We start from the raw sequence: 18,949 nt of genomic DNA on the forward strand, positions 1-18,949 counted from the left end.
CGCTACAGAGGCGCGCCCTGCTCCGCCAGGTTCAGCATGGCGTACGCCATGCACATGAGAAGGTTCAGCACCACCAGGACCAGCCCGGCGAAAATCAGTGAGCGGGCACCTTGGCGCTTCAGCCGCTTGTACCGCGCGGCCCGTGTTTCACGGTCGAGCTGCAGAGCGATGAGCGCGAAATTGACGTCCATCACTTCATGGGCCGCCAGGGGCGCCCCCGCCAGCATTTCCCGGACACGGTCGGGTGCCGTTCGGACACCGACGCGTTCGAAGTTCTGACACATTCGGCGCGCGCGTCTTCGCGCGAGTGGTTCATATCGCATCTGCAGCTGATGCGCGAGTTGCCCTCTGTCGTCCCCCCACGGGTTTGACGGGGTCATCACGAGATGGATTCTAAATCGCATCGGACCGATTACGGCGTGTCTACACGGATTATGTTGTGGGCGATTGATTCGCCGTGCCGCCACTCATCCGCTCGGATTGGGATAGGTCCAGATAGCGCTCCAGGTTGCGATGCATATTGATGACCCGCCGCTCCTCGCTGGACAGCACCAAGTGAGTGAAGCCCGGTTGGTGCAGGCCGCGCTGGAGGCCCGCGAGCACCTGGATGTCCTGCGTCAGCACCACGCCGGGCTCGGCCTCGCCGGCGGTCACCCGGACGTCGGTCGGCTTGGCGCGCGGTGAGCCGGGCGGCATTCGGGTCATCAAGAACATCACCAGCTCACCATGATCCGGATCGGGGCCGGGCCGCGAGCACATTACGGTGAGGTGGTCTGCGTTGGTCAGCAGCGTCATGTTGGGGAAGACGTTGTACTGGTGCAGCCGGGTGATCCGGTCCGTGTCGGCCCAATCGAGGTCTACCCCGCGGCTGGCGGCAAACGCCCGGGTGTGCTCGGCGATTAGGTCCTGGACCGTCTGCCCGGGCCGGCGTTCGCCGGCGGGAAAGGGCGTGAGCTCGGCGGCGCCCATCAGCGCGCCCTGCGTGTACACATAAGCGTCCCAGACCTCTTCGTCGCTGAGCCGGCCCTCGAAGCGGGGGCTCTGCACGCCGTAGGGTTGGTCGGATTTGCCGGTGTGACCCCAGATCTGTTGGGGCGCATGAATGTCGTCGACGCAGCGCAGCAACTCGGGGTGCAGCGTCTGAATGTGGTAGGTCTCGCTGTAGCCGTCGGCGATCGTCTTCCAGTTGGCGTCGACCTCGACGGTCAGTGTCGCGTAGCAACGGAAGTCGCTCAGCCGGCACCAGGCGATGTCGTCGGGCACCGCCTCCAGATACTCGAGGAGCGGCATCGCACCGAGGTCGAGGTTGACGAAGACCAGTCCGGCCCAGCTGTCCACCCGGACCGGCACCAGAGGGAAGTCCGACATCTTGAGTGACCCGAAGCCCTTGCGGTTGGGCACCCGCTTGAGCGTGCCGGCCAGGTCCCAGGTCCACCCGTGATAGCCGCACTTGAGCTCCCGCAGCCCGGAGCCCGAGCCCACACACACCGAGTTGCCGCGGTGGCGGCACGCGTTCTGAAAGGCGCGCAGCACGCCGTCGCCGTCGCGAACGATCAGCACCCCGTACGGTCCGCACCGGTACTCGAAGTAGTCGCCGGGCTCGGCGACGTGGTCCACCATGCACGCGAGCTGCCAGACCTTCGGCCACATTCGCGCGACCTCGAGCGCGGCGAACTCCGGCGAGTAGTACCGCTGCGCCGGCACCAGGGTGGGGCTCTCCGGCGGGGTGCCGATCGCGTCCTCTCCAGAAGGGGGGCAGGTGCGGGTCTGGTTGCCGGCGGGCGCGTTCATGCGCGGGCCCTAACGCGCTCCCCGCACCAAACGGCCGGGGCGCGCCCCGGTGTCGACGTCGTGGCGCCGCGTCACGGTCCCGCTGACGATCGTGGCGGCGTAACCGCTGGCTCCCTGCAGGATCCGGTTGCCGCCGGCCGGCAGGTCGAAGGCCATCGCCGCGGGGTGCAGCGTCAGGGCGTCCATGTCGATGACGTTGATGTCGGCCTTCTTGCCCTTCTCGATGGTGCCGCGGTCGGTGAGGCCGAACAGGTGGGCCGTGTCGCGCGATTGCTTACGGATCACGTACTCCAGCGACAGCTTGTCGCCCCGGCGCCGGTCGCGGGCCCAATGGGTCAGCAGGAACGTGGGATACGAAGCGTCGCAGATCATCCCGCAGTGGGCGCCGCCATCGGAAAGCCCGAGCACACCGGCCGGGTGCAGCAGCATTTCCCGGATCGCGTCGCAATTGCCGTCGGCGTAGTTGAACAGTGGCAGCATCAGCATGGCGGTCGCGTTCCGCTCGAGCATGAGGTCGTAGAGCGTGGACAACGGGTCCTCGCCGCGGGCCGCAGCGATGGCGGCGACGGTGCGTTCGGGGGTGGGCTCGTAATCGGGCGGATCGCCCAGCGCGTACAGCCGCTTGAGCGAATGCTGCACCAGGGCGAACATCCCGTCGAACAACAGCGTCGGGTCGGCGGGCAGGTCCTCATCGGCCAGGATGGCGGCCTTCACCGCCGGGTCGGCCAGGCGCTGCGCGAGTTCTTCGCGGCTGCATTCGGCCGCCAGCCGGCGGTAGGTGGGCCGGTGGCTGAAGCCGTGATGACCCTGGAACCCGATCATCATCCCGAACGGTCGGGCCGCGACCTGCGGGTAGAGGCGGGCGCCCTCGGCGTGCGCGTCGGCGGACAGGTCGAGCATCTCGCGCCACAGGTTGGGATCGGCGTCGACCTGGATCAGCGCGAAGGACACCGGCCTGTCGATCTCAGCGCTCAACCGGCGCATCCAGTCCAGTTCTTTCTTGGGCGCGACGATGTCCTCGCCCGCGGAGCCTTGCGGCGCCAGCTCGAAGACGGCCTGACCACCGGCGGCCATGGCCCGCCCGAGCCCGAACAGCTCATCCTCGGCGGCGAACGTGCCGGGCACGGGTTCACCGTCCATGGCGCGGTGCCCCATCGTGCGCGACGTCGAAAACCCCAGAGCGCCGGCCTCGATCGCCTCCCGGACCAGCCGGCCCATCGCCTCGATGTCGTCGGGCGTCGCTGGTTCGTTGCGGGCCCCGCGCTCGCCCATCGCGTAGGCGCGGATGGCGCCGTGCGCGACTTGGCTGCCCACGTCAATGGAGAACTTCTGCTTGCCGATCGCGTCGAGGTATTCGGGATAGGTCTCCCAGCCCCAGGTGATGCCCTCGGTCAGCGCGGTGCCGGGGATGTCCTCGACGCCCTCCATCAACTCGATCAGCCACTGCTCGGTGCCGGGCCGCACCGGGGCGAAGCCCACGCCGCAGTTGCCGGTCACGATGGTGGTGACGCCGTGACCGCTGGACGGCTCGAGCAGGCCATCCCAGCTCACCTGGCCGTCGTAGTGGGTGTGGATGTCGACGAAGCCGGGGGCCACCACATGCCCCGTGGCGTCGATGGTTTCGGCGGCTTCCCCGCCCAGCGCCGGGTCGTCGGCGCCGCGGCGGACGACGTCGACGATTTTGCCGTCCTTGATGCCGATGTCGGCGTGATAGCGCTCCGCGCCGGTGCCGTCGACGACGGTGCCACCAACGATCTTCAGGTCGAACATGTGACTCTCCTTGCCGGAACGGGCAACAGGCGCGAACGAGACTCGCAGCATTACGCTACGGCTAGTAGCGTAACTCTTGCGGCGGGCATCGCAATAGGTTCGGGCGATCTTTCTGTCAGAGCGAACTCTTCAGCGCCGAGACCGTCTCCAGATCGTCGAGGGCCACGACACCGCGCCGCAGCCCTTCCATGGCGACGTCTTCGACCTGCATGCCGCCCATTCCCGCGGTGATCAGGGGGGCCACGTAGGCGTATAGCGCTGCCTGGCGGAACCGCAGCCACAGGTCATCGCGGTCCAGGGTCGGGCCACCGGCCGCCGCGAGGGCACGGCGGTAGTCGTCGAGCAGCTCGCGCTGGGTGGCTCGGCGGTCCTCGGGGTCGAGGCTGGTGATCAGCGTGTAGGCGAGCTCGCGCGACGGGTGCCCGCGCCGCACCGCCTGCCAGTCCAGCAGCCCGGCCTTGCCGCCGTGGAAGTACATGTTGCCGGGGTGGGCGTCGCCGTGCATGACGGTGTGCGGGGGAGTGTCGATGAGAGCGGCGACCGCGCGGTAATTGTCGGCGATGAAACGGCCGTTCTCGACGGGGATCTCGGTGCGGTCGGCGAGGCGCTTGATCGAGGCGTGCATCAGCGAGCCGGTCAGCAGGGAAGTGACGTCGCCGGACGGCGTGTAGAGCCAGCCCAATGGACCGCGCCCGTCCCGGGGCAGTCGCTCCCAGAAGGTGGCGTGCAGGTCGGCGAGCAGCTCGACGATCAGGCTGGCCTGGTCGGGCGAAAGGGGATGCAAGGTGTCGGGGAACTCGCACGACTCGACCGGGAGGTCTTCCAGCACCACCAGGTAGCGTCCGGTCCACGAATCGAACGCGGACCCGTAGGAATACGGGGCGCCGACGACCTGCGGGGCGAGGTGACGGTAGAACCTCACCTCCGTGTGCCCGAGTCGGCCCAGCTCGCCCATCAACCGGGTCGCCGCGGTCGTCGCCGCGAGCTTGACGAACACCGAGTCGGGGACGTTCTTCCCCGTCAACACCAGCCGTGCCCGCGCCGACGTGCCCGCGTCGCTGCCCAGAAGCCGGACCGATCTGACGGCGGTGCCCATGATCCTCGACAGCACCGCCGCGTCGATGTCCTGCGCCCTGCGGGGGAGCCCGACCCGACCACCCACCACCGCGTCGGTGGCCACCCGGCCCATGCCACGGCCGAGGTGCGCGGCCAGGCCGGCAACCGATAGCGCCTGCGTCACGGGGTTGTTCATCGCGGTCGTTCCTCAGTGGGGGATGTGTCACCCGCGCCGCGAGCCGTGGGACATCGCGGCACGGGGTCAGACAAAAATACTCGAACGTCTCGACATCAGACAATACTTAGTTATTGTCTGATCTGTGGTACCAGGGCTCGCACCACGAACTGCTCGACGAACCGGCGTTTGTCGGCGGTCGTGCGGTACCGCCACGAGGGCGCCAGCAGAAACAGCGTGGTGGCGTGCAGCCACTGCACCACCGACCGCGGATCGAGGTCGGCGTGCAGGCGGCCGGCGGACTTCCACCGATCCAGCAGCGGTTGGTAATGCCGCAACAGGGTCTCCACGATGGGCTCCGACCCCTTCTCGAGGGCCGTCGCCACCGCAGTGCTCTCGGCGGCGAACAGCGCCTCGTTCAGGGGATCGCCGTCTACCGACTCGACGCGGGCCAGCACCATCTCCGGCACCGACCGCACGGGATCGTCGGGGGCGGCCAGCGAGCGCACCAACGCGCCGAGCGCGTGGTCGACCCGCTTCAGGATCAGGCCCAGCAGGACATCGTCACGTCCCGGGAAGTACCGGTACACCGTGGACCGCGACACTCCGGCCTCGTCGGCCACCTCACCCATCCGGAACTGGGTGTTGCCGCGTTGCACGATGCAGCGGCCGGCGGCGTCCAGGATGCGCCTGCGGGCCTCCTCGTCATCGAGGATCGCGCGGTCGTCGCCCCACCGGCGGCTCGGCTCCATGGCGCAGATGTTACGGGATGCGCCGCGTAGCACAACGAATTCCGTTGCGAATCAACCAAATCGCTCGAGAGGACAGCCATGGTGTACTCCGCCGCCGACGAGTCGTTCACGCACCAGCTTCCGACGACGTTCGACGCGGTACACGACAGCGACCCGACGTGGTCGGATCGCTGTTACTTCTTCGCGGCGTCGCCCGACGGCACCATGTTGTTGGCCAGCGGTTACGGCAACAATCCGAACACCGGCAGTGGGCTGGGCTATGTCAAGGTGAGTCTCGCCGACGGCCGGCACTGGGATCTGTTGGCGGGTAAGCCCATCGCGGGCGGCGATCGAACTGAGCTCAGTGCCGGCCCGATGCGCTGGACTTGCGTTGAGCCCCTGAAGAAGTGGCGGCTTGACGTGGAACCCAATGGTTCGGGGATCGAGTGGGAGCTTTACTACAAACCCAGCGCGCCGATGTGGGAGTTGCTGCCCATGAAGGTGATGGGCGACGACGGTCGGGTGCTCGCCGATATGTATCACATGAAGGAACCGGGCCGGTGGAGCGGCTGGGTGCGGATCGACGGCGAGCGGATCAGCGTCGACGGGTTTCACGGCGGTCGCGACCGCACCTTCGGCGTGCGGGTGTCCGACAGGATCGACTTCTGGCTGTGGCTCGACGCGGGCTTCGACGACCACGCGATCGAGGCGTGGGTCATCGAAACAGCCGACGGGACAGTGCAATACGTCGACGGTGGCATCACCTATGCGGATGGAACCCTGTCAAAGCGGTTCGTCAAGATCGAACACGACGTCGAGTTCGACGGCGCACGCAAGCGGCCCGCCCGCGCGGTGCTGGTCTTCACCGACGAGGACGGCGAGACCCATCGAGTCATCGCCGACGCGCCGCATCAAGACGTCAACGCCTACTACGGGCTGCCGATGGCGCACTGCCAGTACGAGGACCTCGGCGCCGGGGCTTACTTCATCCATTTCCATTGGGACAGTGGCAATTCCGAACAGCTTGTCGAGACGGAGGGTAAGTCGATGGCCCTTGACCAGCTGATGCGCTTCGAGCGGGACGGCCACACCGGTTGGGGCGTATTCGAATTACTGCTCGGCGGTGCCGGTTACCGGCGGTATCCGAATTGGACGGCGATGGACATGTCGGCGTTCACCCAGGACAGGACGCCGGTCGAGCGCCTGCCGGCCCAAGGGGCTCGCCAGTGACCGTGGCCGCCGACTTCGGGGCGCGGCTGAAGGGCTGGCTTCGCACCCGACTGCCCGACTCCGACGATGTCCGCGTCGAGGGCCTGGACCGGGTGAGCTTCGGCCATTCGGCCGAGATGCTGATGCTGACCGTGGTCACCGGCCACGGCGATCGGCGGGCACGCCAAGACCTGGTGCTGCGGCTGCGGCCCAGGCCGCCCGCGCTGCTGGAGCCTTACGACCTCCCGCGCCAGTTCCGCATCCTGTCCGCACTCCAGGACACCGGGGTCCGCGTGCCGCGGGCGCTGTGGCTGGAAGAGACCGGCGAGGTGTTGGGCCGGCCCTTCTTTGTGATGGAACGCGTCGCCGGCGACGTGTACGAGATGCAGGCGCCCGCCGGCGTCGCGGACGAGACCGTGGTGCGGATGTGCCGGAGCCTGGTCGAGCAACTCGCCGCCATCCATGCCGTCGACCTCGCCCGGACCGGGCTCGATTCGCTCGACGACGGCGGGACGCACCTCGAGCGAGAACTCGACCACTGGGCCGCGGAGATGGACCGGGTCAAGCGTGGTTGCCTGCCCGCCCTCGAACGGCTTCACCGGGGGCTGCGGGAGAGCCGGCCGGCGCCCTGCCCGACGGTCACGCTGGTGCACGGGGATGCCAAACCGGGCAACTTCGGCTTCACCGGCGGCGAGGTGAGCGCTGTATTCGACTGGGAGATGAGCACGGTCGGCGATCCGCTGACCGACATCGGCTGGCTGGAGATGCTGTGGGCGCAGCCCGTCGGCATCAACAGCCATCCCGCCGCGCTCCCGATCGACGCCCTGCTCGCCCACTACGAGCGGACCAGCGGTATCAAGCTGCAGAACCGCGAGTGGTACCGCGCCTTCAACGCCTACAAGATGGCCGTCATCTGCCTCATTGGGGCGATGCTCGTCGAGGAGGGGCACAGCGAGGATCAGAAGCTGGTTCTCGCCGCGTACGGCACCTCGTTGCTGACCAGAGCCGGCCTCGCCGAGCTCGGTATCGACGAATCCCTCGACGACGGTCCGGTCCTGCCGCGCGAGGACCGCATTCAGCAAGTCCTGGCGCAAGCGACGTAGTTACGAAGCGTCGGGCCGTCCCGTGAGGTCGGTCCACGTCATCGTGACGCGGGTGCCGTGGGGTGTGCGGTCGATGGTCACTTGGTCCGCGAGGACCTCCATCAATGGGATGCCGCGTCCCCGGAGCTGCTGCTGGGGAGCCGGAATTTTGTGGCGCCATCGCCCGCGATCGCCGACGGACACCGCCAGGGTGTCGGACCGGCGGTCATAGGCCGCGCTCACGTCGAGCGTCCCGGGCTGCGAGGCGTTGCAATAGGCGAATTCCGCGGCGTTGGCGATGGCTTCGTTCACCGCCAGCAGGACGTCGCTGAACCGGTCGGAACTGAGGGTGAAATGCGTCTCGAGCCAGAGGCCGAACTCGGCTCGGGTCCGAGCCGCGCTGCGCGGGTCGGCAGCCACGCGATTCCGCGCGAAGCGGGACCGGTCGTCGGTCTGTGACACGTCATGCGACTGATCAGAGCGCCCCATCGTCTCCAGTTGTGCCCCCATCTCGAGGTTCACCCACCAGCGATGCCGCTCAGCGCGTCGTCGAGCGAGCTGTAGAGCGAGAGCACGCTGTCGATTCCCATCAATTTGATCGGCCTGCTGGTCGCCGAGCCGTTGGCGACGACCGCGAATTGCGTGGGCGGCTCGGTCTCGGCCTGCGCCGTGACCAACACTGTCATCCCGGCGGACGCCAGGAAGTCCACTTTCGACAGGTCAACGATCAGCGCGGCGGGTTTGGTCGCCATCGCGGTCTGGATCGCCTCGGCCAGATGCGGTGAGCTGAGCATGTCCACCTCGCCCGAGACGGTGAGGACGACCGCCTGTTCTACCTGTTGTTTTCCCACTGAAAAAGCGGTCGGGTCTATTGGATCACCGGTTAGTTCGCCCATGGTCTATTCACTCACATTCGGTCCCGCGCGGGACCCGTTAGCTCTCAAAACAGCCACTGCCAGCCCGGGGGCTGCTGGTTCAACCCCACGGAAAGCGCTTGCCCGTCGGAGGAGACACACTCCATCGATCTGCGCTGCTAGCCACAGATGCAGCCGCAAGTTCTCAGTAGATGGTATGTCACTTCGCGAACCACCCCCAAAACGAGTGAACGAATGACACCCGCGCGCCGTCCTGTGAGTGTGTGCGACGGTCATCGCAAAAGTTGCGCGCGCGTTCGGCCCATGCGTGAATTGCCTACACCGGATTCGTGTCCAGCCTGGGCCGTGTGGCCTGCAGAAACGCGGAAGGGCGGTGGCCGTGGAGCCCGGTGATCACGAAGGCCCGCAGGACGACCCGCCCGGCGATGTCGAGCGCACCCGGTCCCTCGCCGAAGCCCTGACCCGGCGGAGCGCATTGCTGGGCATGGGAGCGGTGGCCGGCATCGCCGCGGTCGACGTCGGTGGGTTCGCCTACGCGGGCGGCTGGCTGCGGCCCGGCGCGCTGACGCCGCCCCGGTTCACCGACCGCTTCGAGCATGTCTACGGGCGTCACGAGGGTTTTCGGCGCAACCACGCGAAGGGGCTCAGCGCGTTCGGAACGTTTGCCAGCACGGGGGCGGGGGCGGCGGTCTGCCGGGCCGGGATTTTCCGGCCGGGGAGCGTGCCGGTGATCGGCCGGTTTTCCCTGTCGGGCGGTCTGCCGGATCAGCCTGACATGCCGACCACGGTCCGGGGGTTGGGCCTGCTTTTCCAGGGTCCCGACGGCGAGCAATGGCGCACCGCGATGATCAACATCCCCGTCTTCCCGGACAGGACTCCGCAGGGGTTCTACGACCGGCTGCTCGCGTCCAAGCCTGTGCCCGAGACGGGCAAGCCCGACCCCGCGAAGATGGCCGCCTTCCTCGACCGCCATCCGGAGACCGTCGCTGCCATGAAGGTCATCAAGGGCGCGCCGCCGAGTGCTGGGTTCGCCGACAGCACGTATCACGGGTTGAACGCGTTTCGATTCACCAACGGCGCCGGTGCGACCGTCCCCGTGCGCTGGTCCGCCGTTCCCCAGGGAACGGCGGCCGTCCCGGCGGCGGCCGGCAAGGACTACCTGTTCGACGACCTCATCCACGCGCTCGCGCAGCGCCCGCTGAGTTGGCGGCTCGTGCTCACGATCGGCGAGCCGGGCGATCCCACGCACGACGCCTCGAAGCCCTGGCCGTCGGCCCGCCGCAGCATCGAGGCCGGCACCATCACCGTCACGGGCGTGCAGACCGAAGCGCCGGGCAACGCCCGCGACATCAACTTCGACCCCCTGGTCCTGCCGGATGGCATCGCCGCCTCCGACGACCCACTGCTGGCCGCAAGGTCGGCCGTCTACGCCCGCTCTTTCACCCGTCGCGCCGAGGAGCCCAAGACGCCCAGCGAAGTCGACGTCTCCCGGGTGCTGCGGTGACGGCCGGCACCGCCGCGGCCCGGTTCGCGCTGCCGTCCCGCCTGTTGCACTGGCTGATGGCGCCGATGGTCATCGCGCAACTGCTGATCGGCGTCACCATGGTCGCGGCGCTGAGCTACTACCCGCTGCTGCTGGCCATCCATCGGCCCCTGGGAGTGCTGATCCTGATCTTCGCGGTGGTCCGGCTGGCGAATCGGCTCAGGCACCGGCCCCCACCCTTCCTGGCCACGATGAGCGGCGCGGAACGGCGCATCGCGACGTGGTCGGAGCGCCTGCTCTACGCCCTGCTGCTGGTGCAGCCACTGACCGGGTGGGCGATGCTGTCGGCGGCACGGTTCCCCGTCACCCTGGTGGGGCCGTTGCGGCTGCCCGGCATCGCGCCGCACAGCATCGATGTCTTCGCGGTTCTCCGCGAATGCCATGGCGCGTTCGCGTTCCTGCTGTTCGCAGCGTTTACCGCCCACATGTGCGCGGTCCTCTTCCACACGCTCGTTCTGCGCGACCGACTCCTCGATCGCATGGCGCTGTGGCGCGTCAGACCCGCCGCCGCGCAGCCAGACCAAGCCGACCTGTGACGGCCTGCCTTCTGGGACTTTGATCGGCCGAATATGATCGGCACGATTATTTGCAGGGCGCGAGCACCGCGGCGGCCGTGACCGTACGGGGACCACGAAGGAGTGGGGAACTTCCATGCCAAACGAGAAGCAAGCGGACCGGATGGCGTCGGGGAAGGGATTCATCGCGGCGCTCGACCAGAGCGGCGGCTCGACGCCCAAGGCGCTGCGCCTCTACGGCATCCAGGACGACGCGTACTCCTCCGAGGAGGAGATGTTCGACCTCATCCACCAGATGCGGTCGCGGATCATCACGTCGCCCGTATTCAACGGCGACCGCGTGCTGGCCGCGATCCTGTTCGAGCAGACCATGGACCGCGAGATCGAGGGCAAGCCGTCGACCACCTACCTGTGGGAGACCAAGGGCGTGGTGCCCATCCTGAAGATCGACAAGGGCCTGGCCGAGGCGTCGGATGACGTGCAGCTGATGAAGCCGATCCCGGGGCTGGACGAGTTGCTCGAGCGCGCCGTGGGCAAGGGCGTCTTCGGCACCAAGGAACGGTCGGTGATCGGGGGCGCCAACGCGGGGGGCATCGCCGCCGTGGTGGCCCAACAATTCGAACTGGCCCACCAGGTGCTCTCGCACGGTCTGGTGCCCATCATCGAACCGGAGGTCACCATCTCGATCTCGGACAAGGCGGAGGCCGAAGGCATCCTGCGCGACGAGATCACCAAGCAACTCGAGAACGTGCCCGAGGGTCAGCGCGTGATGCTCAAGCTGAGTCTGCCCACCGAGGTCAACTTCTACCGCCCCCTGATCGAGCACCCGAAGGTGATGCGGGTGGTCGCCCTTTCCGGTGGCTACTCCCGCGAGGAAGCCAACGAGCTGCTGGCGAAGAACACCGGGTTGATCGCCAGCTTCAGCCGCGCCCTCACCGAGGGGCTCGCGGTCGACCAGTCCGACGAGCAGTTCAACGCCACGCTGGACAAGGCGATCCAGTCCATCTACGAGGCCTCGGTCGCCGGCTGACCTAATCGCGGTGCGACCCGCGTCCGCTCGGTCCGCCGCGCTCGCGATCGCTAGTAGCGGTGGCGGGCCATGCGCGGCGGGCCGTCGCCGGCGTCGTGTTCGTCTGACACCACGGCGGGCACCATCTCGCTCGTCACCAGCCCGTCGTCGCGGGTCAATTCGTCGACCACGTCGAAGGATTCGGCGATGTGGGCCGGGGTGTCGACGAGGATGGTCACCACGGGGACGCGCCGACGCAGCGAGAGAAACTTGTCGCCGTGCGGCCGATGGTCTCCGTGATATCCCCAGATGCCACGCAGCACCGTCGCACCGTCGGGCGCGTCGCGCTGACACAGCTGCTGCACGATCGCGCGGTGAATCGGCACCCCGTCGACCAAGGCCGACTCGGATGTGTAGACGGTCAGTTTCTGGAAGAGCGACAAACCGCGTTCGTCGACCCCGGGCAGCGCGTGCGGCCGCTCCAGCAGTTCGCCGTCGCGTTTGCACACCCGGACCCGCTCCAGCGTGAACATCGGCTCGCGAAGCAGCCCGGCGAGCTCCGGCAGCACGCCCGCGATGCGCTCACCGGATCCGACGGCCACGATCATCATCGGCACGTTGGCGTTGCGACCGAAGAAGCGGGCGCGATGCCGCTGCCCGTGGCTGACGCCGTCGACCCCCAACAGCACCGAGGCGCCGGCGATCCGGCGCCGATGCAGGAGGTCGCAGACGGCGACGTAGGCCGGGGCGCCGTTGACGCGTTCCTTGCGGCCGACGTACACGGTCAGCTTGACGGCTTCGCGCAATTCCTCGGGGAGTTCCAGCGGCCCCGGGAAGGACCCGCCGTCGCGCAGCAGCCGCGCCCGCTCGAGGGTGACCAGGCCGCGCTGCTTGATGGCGAGCACCGGGTCGAGCAGGGCCTCGATCTTCGCCCTGGTGTCGACCGCCACGATCGCGACGGGCGGATCCTCGGACAAGGTCAGCGACTCGTCGGTCCTCAGGTAGCGACCGGTACCGAAACCACCGGCGCCGCGCAGCACCACGCCACAGGCGATGCGGTGCCGGCCGTACAGGTCGAGCAGCACGTCGGAGACAAAGCCCGCGTCGGTCCGCCGGCGCTCGGCCAAGTAGGTGGTGAGCTTCAGGCAGTCCTCGTCCATGGCCGCTCCCGTCGCTTTGCGGCGATCCTACTCGGTTGGAGACCTCAAGCGTCGCAACAGTGTTCGCTGCGACCCGGCTCACCGCAGGTTTTCGGTCGGCACCGCGTAGCGGTCCTGATAGGCGCGCACCCGCTCGCGCACCTCGCCCGCCTGCAGGCCGGTGTCCGACCAGGTGTAGCGGCCGCGGCCCCCATCGCCGGGGTGGGCGGCGAGAAACTCGCGCATCTGCTGCTCGGCGTCGGGGCGCAGCTCGCGGTCGAGCCGTTGGTAGATGTCCTTGATCGTGGTCCATGGGTCGGTGATGAAGTCGGTGTATTGCACGTCGATCACGCGGTCGGCCGGCACGGCGCCGCTGTCCCGCAGGGCCATCTCGCGCTCCAGGCCGACGACGATCTCCTCGTAGGACTGCGCCGCACACTCGGCGATGCTCGATTCGCCGCTGCACATCCGGCGCAGGTGGTGGGTGAGGGCCGCGATCGACGAGATGACGTTGAGCGGGTCACGATGCGTCTGCACGATCAGCGCGTCGGGGTATTCGGCCAGCAGCGTGTCCAGCTGCCACAGGTGCGCGGGCGACTTCAGCAACCACTGACCGGCTACGCCGGATTGCAAGTGCTGCAGGAAGATTCGGTGATATCGGTATGCGCCCGCGTGGTCCGCCTCGTAGAGCAGCCAACGGTAGTAACCCGGCAGGCGGTACTGCACCGAAAAGATCATGCTGACGAACTCGCCGGCCGTGATGCGCACACACTCCTGCCCGACGAGCGCGCCCATCGGATGAAAGGCCAGGAACCCCGGCATGATCTGCTCGGACATTTCGATGCTGGCCTGCGCCTGCGCGATCCGCGGATCGTCGTGATAGGTCTCCGGTTGTGGAACGGGGCAGGGTTCGTCGACCTCCCATGTCAGCGGGGCGCGCAGCGCGGGATCCTGGGCGAGCAGGTCATAGAGGATCGTGGTCCCGGTACGTGGCTGGCCGACGATGAAGATCGGCGCCGTGACCGGTTTGGCGGCGATCTCGGGATGCTCTTTGCGCCAGGCGATCACACCGAGGCGGTTCTTCAGGGCCCGCATGATGTCGAGGTGCGCGATCTCCACCCCGATGTCCGACAGTCGCGCGTCGTTGATCAGCCCGTCGGTGAGGCGGTGCAGCCCGGGCCGCCAGCCCTCGGCGCCGAAGTCGTCGCTGCCGACCTCCTCGCAGGCGGCGGCAATCAGCCGCTCGGGGGCGAATCGATCCTGCAGTGTCATACGGCCTCCTCGCATCGGCGCACCGACACCTTCACGTCGGGCGGGTTGGGGTTGTCCAGCCAGCGCAGGACGACGAACCCCCGATGCCGGCCACCGGTGTCGAGCCAGTGGCCCAACCCGAAGTCGTTCGCGGAGATGGCGATCCGTACCCGGCCGTCGCCTTCGGGGGCCACGCCACGGTTGGTGACCGAGCTGTGCCGGGCCCGCGGCTCGAGGCACTCGTGCCAGATGCTTTCCAGGGTGACGTTCCAGTACCGGGTGTCGGGTGGGGCGATGTCGAGGACCAGGGCCTCGTCGGGCTCCAGCCGGAAGGTCCCGATCATGTACAGGTTGTCCGGGGTGGTGTCCGCGGCGCCCAGGTTGGCGGCCTCGGCGGTCAGCAAGGTGTTGGGCATGTCGAGGAGTTCCGGCTTGATGGTGCGGTGCAGCGTCGTCAACTTCATCAGTGACCAGGCCATCGCGGTGAACTGATCTGCGAGCTCGGCGTCGGTCAGCGGGACCAGCGGGGCGGGGTCCAGCGCCTCGATGCGCAGGGTGGCGAGTTCCTCGTGCGCACGGTCGCCGATGTACTCGCGGACCACCACGGATGAGGCGTCGTCGGGGATGCGCACCCACTGGGCGCCGGCGAGTTCGGAGGGTTGATCCGCGGACAGCACGACCGCGAATTCGCCTGAGGCCAAGGCCAAGTCGACGTCGCTGACATACCCGGCCATGCGCCGCGGCGTGAGCCCCGTCCCGGCCAGGATCTGCAACCCGAGGTAGGCGCTGGTGCCCCGGGAGCCGGTGATCCGGTAGCTCCGGTCGCCACGGATCATCGCCAGGTAGTAGTTGCCGTCCGGATTGGGGCCGCCGACCATCCGGTTCGCCGAACACATATCGAAGAAGGTGGGCCGGTCGGCATCGGACTCGACCGACATCTGTGCACACAGCGACGAGACGCGGGCGATCATCCGCAGCCCTTCTAGCAGCTCCCGCTCGGACTCGGCGTCCTCGGTGACGATCTTGGTGACGTCGGCGACCATCTGCTGGACGAACTGCCACGCGGCCCGCGCCTTCGAACCGGGCTGATCGGACGAATCGGTGTCTTGAGACATCGTCTCATGCTAAGACTATGTCTTACGACTTGGACGTGATTTGCGGAAAAGGTGGGGGAATGGCTGCCACGGCATCGTTGGCCGAACGCAAGCGAACGGCGATGCGCCAGCGGATCGCCGGCGCCGCGGCTCAGCTGGTAGCCGATCGCGGCTTGGCCGGCACCACGGTGGACCGGATCGCCGACGAGGCCGACATCGGGCGCGCGACCTTCTTTCGCTATTTCAACTCCAAGGAAGACGCCGTCGCCGAGGGCATGACCGTCCATTGGCTCAACCGGATCACCGACGCCCTGGCGGCCCAGCCTGCGCGCCTGAGCGCCACCGATGCGGTCGTCGGCGCCTTCTCCGAGCTCGCCGGCGGGTTCGCCGACATCGAGGACCAGATTCGCGAATTGGCCGTCCTGACAAGGTCTTCCGACACATTGGACGCCTGGACGCTGCACATCTACGTGCGGTACGAGCTGGCGATCGCCGATCTGATCGCGCCGCGACTGCCGCGATTGGCCCCGCAGGACCACAGGCCCCGCCTGATCGGCGCGCTGGCGATGGCGGCCGTGCGCATCGCCCTCGACGATTGGCTCAGCCATGGCGGATCCCTGCCCGACCGGGTGGGACGTGGCCTGGCGGCGATCACGGTCGGATAGCCAACACCTCACGGCCGCTTACCCCCACCGCGGCCCCATCAAGGGACCTATTCCCCTGTGTTGACCCGCAGCCGGCGAGTAAATTCGCTGTGTACCTTGATGATTCGCGCCCTACGCGTTACGCGAACGTTAACACTGTGTGGCCGTGGGCCGCCGAGCTGGGAGTTGTCTTGTCTGCTGAGCGCATGGTCGATGCTGCGCACCCGGCCCCGCCCGACGCCGGCGAACCCGAGGTCCGTCGGCGGCTGGCGGCCCTGCTGGCTCAGATCGACGGCCTGCTGGCAAGCCTGCGGGAGGCGGAGATCTCCTGGGCGCGGTGGCTGCCGGCCATTGCGCCGGAGCACCGCGCGAGCGCACGAAACCTGTTGCACTACTGGGCGATCCGCCAATTCGACCTGCGCGAACTTCAGTCCGGCCTCGCGGAGTTCGGCCTGTCGTCGCTGGGTCGCAGCGAAGCCCACGTCCAGGCCACGCTCGCGGCGGTCCGCGCGGCCATCGTGGCCATGGCGGACGGGGGTTGGCAGCCGCCAGCGCCGTCCGCGGTCCCCATCGAGCTGGGGCCGAAGATCCTGCGCCAACACAGCGTCGAGCTGCTGGGGCCCCGGCCGGCGCATCGGATGACGCGCATCATGGTCACGCTGCCGACGCAGGCCGCAACCGACCCTGACCTGGTACGCGAATTGGTGCGGCGCGGCATGAACATCGCGCGGATCAACTGCGCCCACGACGATGCAGATGCATGGCGAGCCATGGTCGGCCACGTCCGGGACGCGGCCGCGGAGGCCGGCACCACGTGTCTGGTCGCGATGGATCTGGCCGGGCCGAAGCTGCGCACCGGGCCGCTCGAGCCGGGACCCCGGGTGGTCAAGCTTCGACCACGACGAGATCAGCTCGGCCGGGTCGTCGCACCGGCGCGGGCGTGGATGACCTCGATCGAAGAACCCGCCAACCCGCCGGAACCGGGCATGACCGTGTTCACGGTGCCGGTGCGGTGGCTCGCCGGCCGCCGTCCGGGCGACATGCTGGTGCTCCGGGACGCGCGAGGGTCCCAACGGCGCCTCGTGCTCAACGACGGCACCGAGCCCACGGGACGTGGCTTCGTCGTGACGACGCAGCAGACCACCTACCTGGTGACGGGGACGGTGCTGACCACCGAAGACGAATCGGCGCGGGTGGGTCCGCTCGCCGAAGCGGAGCAGAGCTTGGTGGTGCGCGCCGGAAGCCTTCTGCAACTGACCCGCGACTGTTCACCGGCGCCCGTTGGCGGTGGTCAACCCGTCGCACGCATCGGTTGCACGCTGCCCGAGGCTTTCGACCATGCCCGGGCGGGGGACGCCGTTTACTTCGACGACGGCAAGATCGGCGGCCGCGTCGTGTCCGTCGCTCGCGACGTGCTCACCGTGCGAATCGACCGCCCGGAGCAAGGGGAGGCCCGACTGAAGGCGGGCAAGGGGATCAACATGCCCGACACCGACTTGCCGATCTCGGCGATCACCGACCGTGATGTCAGCGATCTCGCCGCCGTGATCGAACTGGCCGACCTGGTGGACTTGTCGTTCGTCCGTAACCCGGCCGACGTCGACCGGCTGTTGGCTGAGCTTGACCGCCTCGGAGGCGACCGATTGGGCATCGTGCTCAAGATCGAGACCCGGCGTGCTTTCGAGCACCTGCCGCAGCTGTTGCTCACCGCGATGCGCCGGCCGCGGGTCGGGGTGATGATCGCCCGCGGCGACCTCGCGGTCGAGTGCGGCTACGAGCGGATGGCCGAGTTGCAGGAGGAAATCCTGTGGCTGTGCGAAGCCGCACATCTGCCGGTGATCTGGGCGACGCAAGTCCTCGAGCAACTCGCCAAGACCGGTCTGCCCTCACGCGCGGAGATCAGCGATGCCGCGATGAGCGAACGTGCCGAATGCGTGATGCTCAACAAGGGCCCATTCCTCGACGATGCAGTCACGGTGCTCGACAACATCATGCGGCGAATGGCCGACCACTACTACAAGAAGAACGCGTTGTTGCGCCCGCTGCGGTCCTGGTCAGCCACCACCGGTCAGGGCGCCGACGATGATGCGGGTCGTGCGCTCGGCTCGGCGTCGTGAATATCCTTGCGGGTCAGAGAGGATCGGGTAGACCACGCCACCGACGATCGCGTCCGCGGCCGACTCCGCGGTGCTTTCGTCGACGCCGGCGGCGAGGATGCGAGCCCGGACGCTCTCGTGTAGGGGCTCGCTGAATCCGGCACGCAGTTTGACCGCGGTGTCCTCGTGTTCCATGCCCGCGGCGGTCAAGATCCGCAGCATCGCCGAGCCGCGAGCCGTCGTGAGGGTGGTGGCGAGCCTGCGCACCCACCCCACCAGGTCGGCGGCCAAATCGTCGGTGTGGTTGACCGATGCGAGCAGCTGGTCGGCGTCCTCGAGCATGACGTCGGCGACCAGGGCGGGGCGGCTGGGCCACCACCGGTAGATGGTCTGCTTGCCCACTGCAGCGCGGGCGGCGACCGCCTCGATGGTCAGGCCGTCGAAGCCGCGCTCCAAAAGCAATTCGCGGGTGGCGGTGACGATCGCCGTGCGCGACTTCTCGCTGCGGCGCCTCGGCGTGCTCACCTGGGTGAGATCGCTTGGCATATGGTGATCCTCACTGCCGCCTTTGCCCGCTTTACATCGCGTGACTACCCCCGGTAGTCTGCCACAAGACGAGACGGTTCGTCTTGTAAGGCCATCCGAATTGAAGGGTAACAGTCCGTGCGGCCAACGTCAGCCAGCTCCCGGCCGCCATCGTGACCCTGGGATTGAGCCCGGAGCAACAGGAACTCAGCGACGCCGTCGGTCAGTTCGCCGGCCGGCACGCGCCCGTCTCCGCCACCCGCGACAACTTTGACGACCTCGCCGCGGGGCGCCCGCCCCAGTGGTGGGAGGCCTTCGTCGGGAACGGATTTCACGCGGTGCATCTGCCTGAAAGCCTCGGTGGGCAGGGCGGGCGCCTGATCGACGCCGCGTGCGTCCTGGAGGCGGCGGGCAAGGCGCTGTTGCCCGGCCCGCTGCTGCCGA

Annotated in this window: 19 protein-coding genes; 8 read left to right on the forward strand and 11 right to left on the reverse strand. The window is 68.0% G+C overall.

Annotation, left to right across the window (positions count from 1 at the left end; translation table 11 throughout):
* Positions 1–2: 2 nt before the first annotated feature.
* The 5 genes from A5704_RS06140 to A5704_RS06160 form a co-directional block, all read right to left on the reverse strand.
* Positions 3–284, reverse strand: coding sequence for a hypothetical protein (locus tag A5704_RS06140; protein ID WP_156670061.1), 282 nt, complete (start codon positions 282–284; stop codon positions 3–5).
* Between the two features lie 148 nt (positions 285–432).
* Positions 433–1,791: an SRPBCC family protein gene (locus A5704_RS06145; protein WP_067887919.1), complete on the reverse strand. Its 1,359-nt coding sequence runs from the start codon at positions 1,789–1,791 to the stop codon at positions 433–435.
* Between the two features lie 9 nt (positions 1,792–1,800).
* Complete coding sequence (locus A5704_RS06150) at positions 1,801–3,561, reverse strand: amidohydrolase family protein (RefSeq protein WP_067753152.1); 1,761 nt, start codon at positions 3,559–3,561, stop codon at positions 1,801–1,803.
* Positions 3,562–3,676: 115 nt separating this feature from the next.
* Positions 3,677–4,813: a phosphotransferase gene (locus tag A5704_RS06155; protein WP_067887922.1), complete on the reverse strand. Its 1,137-nt coding sequence runs from the start codon at positions 4,811–4,813 to the stop codon at positions 3,677–3,679.
* Positions 4,814–4,923: 110 nt separating this feature from the next.
* Positions 4,924–5,544 (reverse strand): TetR/AcrR family transcriptional regulator, encoded by a 621-nt coding sequence (locus A5704_RS06160; protein WP_067753146.1) that lies wholly within the window; start codon positions 5,542–5,544, stop codon positions 4,924–4,926.
* Between the two features lie 78 nt (positions 5,545–5,622).
* Here A5704_RS06160 and A5704_RS06165 point away from each other — a divergent pair, with 78 nt between their 5' ends.
* Positions 5,623–6,753, forward strand: a complete 1,131-nt coding sequence (locus A5704_RS06165; RefSeq protein WP_067887924.1) for a hypothetical protein — start codon at positions 5,623–5,625, stop codon at positions 6,751–6,753.
* Complete coding sequence (locus A5704_RS06170; protein ID WP_067780194.1) at positions 6,750–7,835, forward strand: phosphotransferase family protein; 1,086 nt, start codon at positions 6,750–6,752, stop codon at positions 7,833–7,835. Before A5704_RS06165 ends, A5704_RS06170 begins: the two co-directional genes overlap by 4 nt.
* Here the strand turns inward: A5704_RS06170 and A5704_RS06175 are convergent, their stop codons facing one another.
* Entirely contained in the window at positions 7,836–8,276 is a 441-nt protein-coding gene (locus tag A5704_RS06175) for an ATP-binding protein (protein WP_067780240.1), read from the reverse strand.
* A gap of 56 nt (positions 8,277–8,332) precedes the next feature.
* Positions 8,333–8,710 carry an STAS domain-containing protein gene (locus A5704_RS06180; RefSeq protein WP_067753137.1) on the reverse strand — a complete coding sequence of 126 codons (378 nt, stop codon included), beginning with the start codon at positions 8,708–8,710 and terminating at the stop codon, positions 8,333–8,335.
* Positions 8,711–9,068: 358 nt separating this feature from the next.
* Between A5704_RS06180 and A5704_RS06185 the strand changes: the two genes are divergently transcribed.
* From A5704_RS06185 to A5704_RS06195, 3 genes are all read left to right on the forward strand, one after another.
* Entirely contained in the window at positions 9,069–10,193 is a 1,125-nt protein-coding gene (locus A5704_RS06185) for a catalase family peroxidase (RefSeq protein WP_304442275.1), read from the forward strand.
* Entirely contained in the window at positions 10,190–10,768 is a 579-nt protein-coding gene (locus A5704_RS06190) for a cytochrome b (protein WP_067887927.1), read from the forward strand. Before A5704_RS06185 ends, A5704_RS06190 begins: the two co-directional genes overlap by 4 nt.
* Before the next feature lie 115 nt (positions 10,769–10,883).
* Positions 10,884–11,777 (forward strand): fructose bisphosphate aldolase, encoded by an 894-nt coding sequence (locus tag A5704_RS06195; protein ID WP_067887932.1) that lies wholly within the window; start codon positions 10,884–10,886, stop codon positions 11,775–11,777.
* A 50-nt stretch (positions 11,778–11,827) separates the two neighbouring features.
* On the opposite strand, the gene A5704_RS06200 is transcribed toward A5704_RS06195, so the two are convergent.
* The 3 genes from A5704_RS06200 to A5704_RS06210 form a co-directional block, all read right to left on the reverse strand.
* Positions 11,828–12,916, reverse strand: a complete 1,089-nt coding sequence (locus A5704_RS06200; RefSeq protein ID WP_067887935.1) for a DUF190 domain-containing protein — start codon at positions 12,914–12,916, stop codon at positions 11,828–11,830.
* A gap of 78 nt (positions 12,917–12,994) precedes the next feature.
* Positions 12,995–14,167, reverse strand: coding sequence for a sulfotransferase (locus A5704_RS06205; RefSeq protein ID WP_067753124.1), 1,173 nt, complete (start codon positions 14,165–14,167; stop codon positions 12,995–12,997).
* Positions 14,164–15,261, reverse strand: a complete 1,098-nt coding sequence (locus A5704_RS06210; RefSeq protein ID WP_067887938.1) for a DUF1214 domain-containing protein — start codon at positions 15,259–15,261, stop codon at positions 14,164–14,166. Before A5704_RS06210 ends, A5704_RS06205 begins: the two co-directional genes overlap by 4 nt.
* A 59-nt stretch (positions 15,262–15,320) precedes the next feature.
* Between A5704_RS06210 and A5704_RS06215 the strand changes: the two genes are divergently transcribed.
* Entirely contained in the window at positions 15,321–15,905 is a 585-nt protein-coding gene (locus tag A5704_RS06215; RefSeq protein WP_067887941.1) for a TetR family transcriptional regulator, read from the forward strand.
* A gap of 185 nt (positions 15,906–16,090) precedes the next feature.
* Positions 16,091–18,001: a pyruvate kinase gene (locus tag A5704_RS06220; protein WP_067887944.1), complete on the forward strand. Its 1,911-nt coding sequence runs from the start codon at positions 16,091–16,093 to the stop codon at positions 17,999–18,001.
* On the opposite strand, the gene A5704_RS06225 is transcribed toward A5704_RS06220, so the two are convergent.
* Positions 17,939–18,526, reverse strand: coding sequence for a TetR/AcrR family transcriptional regulator (locus A5704_RS06225; RefSeq protein WP_067753112.1), 588 nt, complete (start codon positions 18,524–18,526; stop codon positions 17,939–17,941). The two genes, A5704_RS06220 and A5704_RS06225, sit on opposite strands and share 63 nt — an antisense overlap.
* 152 nt (positions 18,527–18,678) lie before the next feature.
* Between A5704_RS06225 and A5704_RS06230 the strand changes: the two genes are divergently transcribed.
* The coding region (locus tag A5704_RS06230; protein ID WP_197504969.1) for an acyl-CoA dehydrogenase family protein at positions 18,679–18,949 on the forward strand (271 nt) is incomplete at its 3' end.

Origin of the sequence: Mycobacterium sp. E735 (assembly GCF_001666955.1) — a bacterium.
GTDB lineage: Bacteria > Actinomycetota > Actinomycetes > Mycobacteriales > Mycobacteriaceae > Mycobacterium.

What these genes read in the sequence shown, in the direction of transcription:
- A5704_RS06150 (WP_067753152.1), bottom strand. Translation starts at nt 3,561, where the DNA reads ATGTTCGACCTGAAGATCGTTGGTGGCACCGTCGTCGACGGCACCGGC.
- A5704_RS06140 (WP_156670061.1), bottom strand. Translation starts at nt 284, where the DNA reads ATGTGTCAGAACTTCGAACGCGTCGGTGTCCGAACGGCACCCGACCGT.
- A5704_RS06160 (WP_067753146.1), bottom strand. Translation starts at nt 5,544, where the DNA reads ATGGAGCCGAGCCGCCGGTGGGGCGACGACCGCGCGATCCTCGATGAC.
- A5704_RS06225 (WP_067753112.1), bottom strand. Translation starts at nt 18,526, where the DNA reads ATGCCAAGCGATCTCACCCAGGTGAGCACGCCGAGGCGCCGCAGCGAG.
- A5704_RS06220 (WP_067887944.1), top strand. Translation starts at nt 16,091, where the DNA reads ATGGTCGATGCTGCGCACCCGGCCCCGCCCGACGCCGGCGAACCCGAG.
- A5704_RS06200 (WP_067887935.1), bottom strand. Translation starts at nt 12,916, where the DNA reads ATGGACGAGGACTGCCTGAAGCTCACCACCTACTTGGCCGAGCGCCGG.
- A5704_RS06180 (WP_067753137.1), bottom strand. Translation starts at nt 8,710, where the DNA reads ATGGGCGAACTAACCGGTGATCCAATAGACCCGACCGCTTTTTCAGTG.
- A5704_RS06145 (WP_067887919.1), bottom strand. Translation starts at nt 1,791, where the DNA reads ATGAACGCGCCCGCCGGCAACCAGACCCGCACCTGCCCCCCTTCTGGA.
- A5704_RS06155 (WP_067887922.1), bottom strand. Translation starts at nt 4,813, where the DNA reads ATGAACAACCCCGTGACGCAGGCGCTATCGGTTGCCGGCCTGGCCGCG.
- A5704_RS06215 (WP_067887941.1), top strand. Translation starts at nt 15,321, where the DNA reads ATGGCTGCCACGGCATCGTTGGCCGAACGCAAGCGAACGGCGATGCGC.
- A5704_RS06210 (WP_067887938.1), bottom strand. Translation starts at nt 15,261, where the DNA reads ATGTCTCAAGACACCGATTCGTCCGATCAGCCCGGTTCGAAGGCGCGG.
- A5704_RS06195 (WP_067887932.1), top strand. Translation starts at nt 10,884, where the DNA reads ATGCCAAACGAGAAGCAAGCGGACCGGATGGCGTCGGGGAAGGGATTC.
- A5704_RS06205 (WP_067753124.1), bottom strand. Translation starts at nt 14,167, where the DNA reads ATGACACTGCAGGATCGATTCGCCCCCGAGCGGCTGATTGCCGCCGCC.
- A5704_RS06165 (WP_067887924.1), top strand. Translation starts at nt 5,623, where the DNA reads ATGGTGTACTCCGCCGCCGACGAGTCGTTCACGCACCAGCTTCCGACG.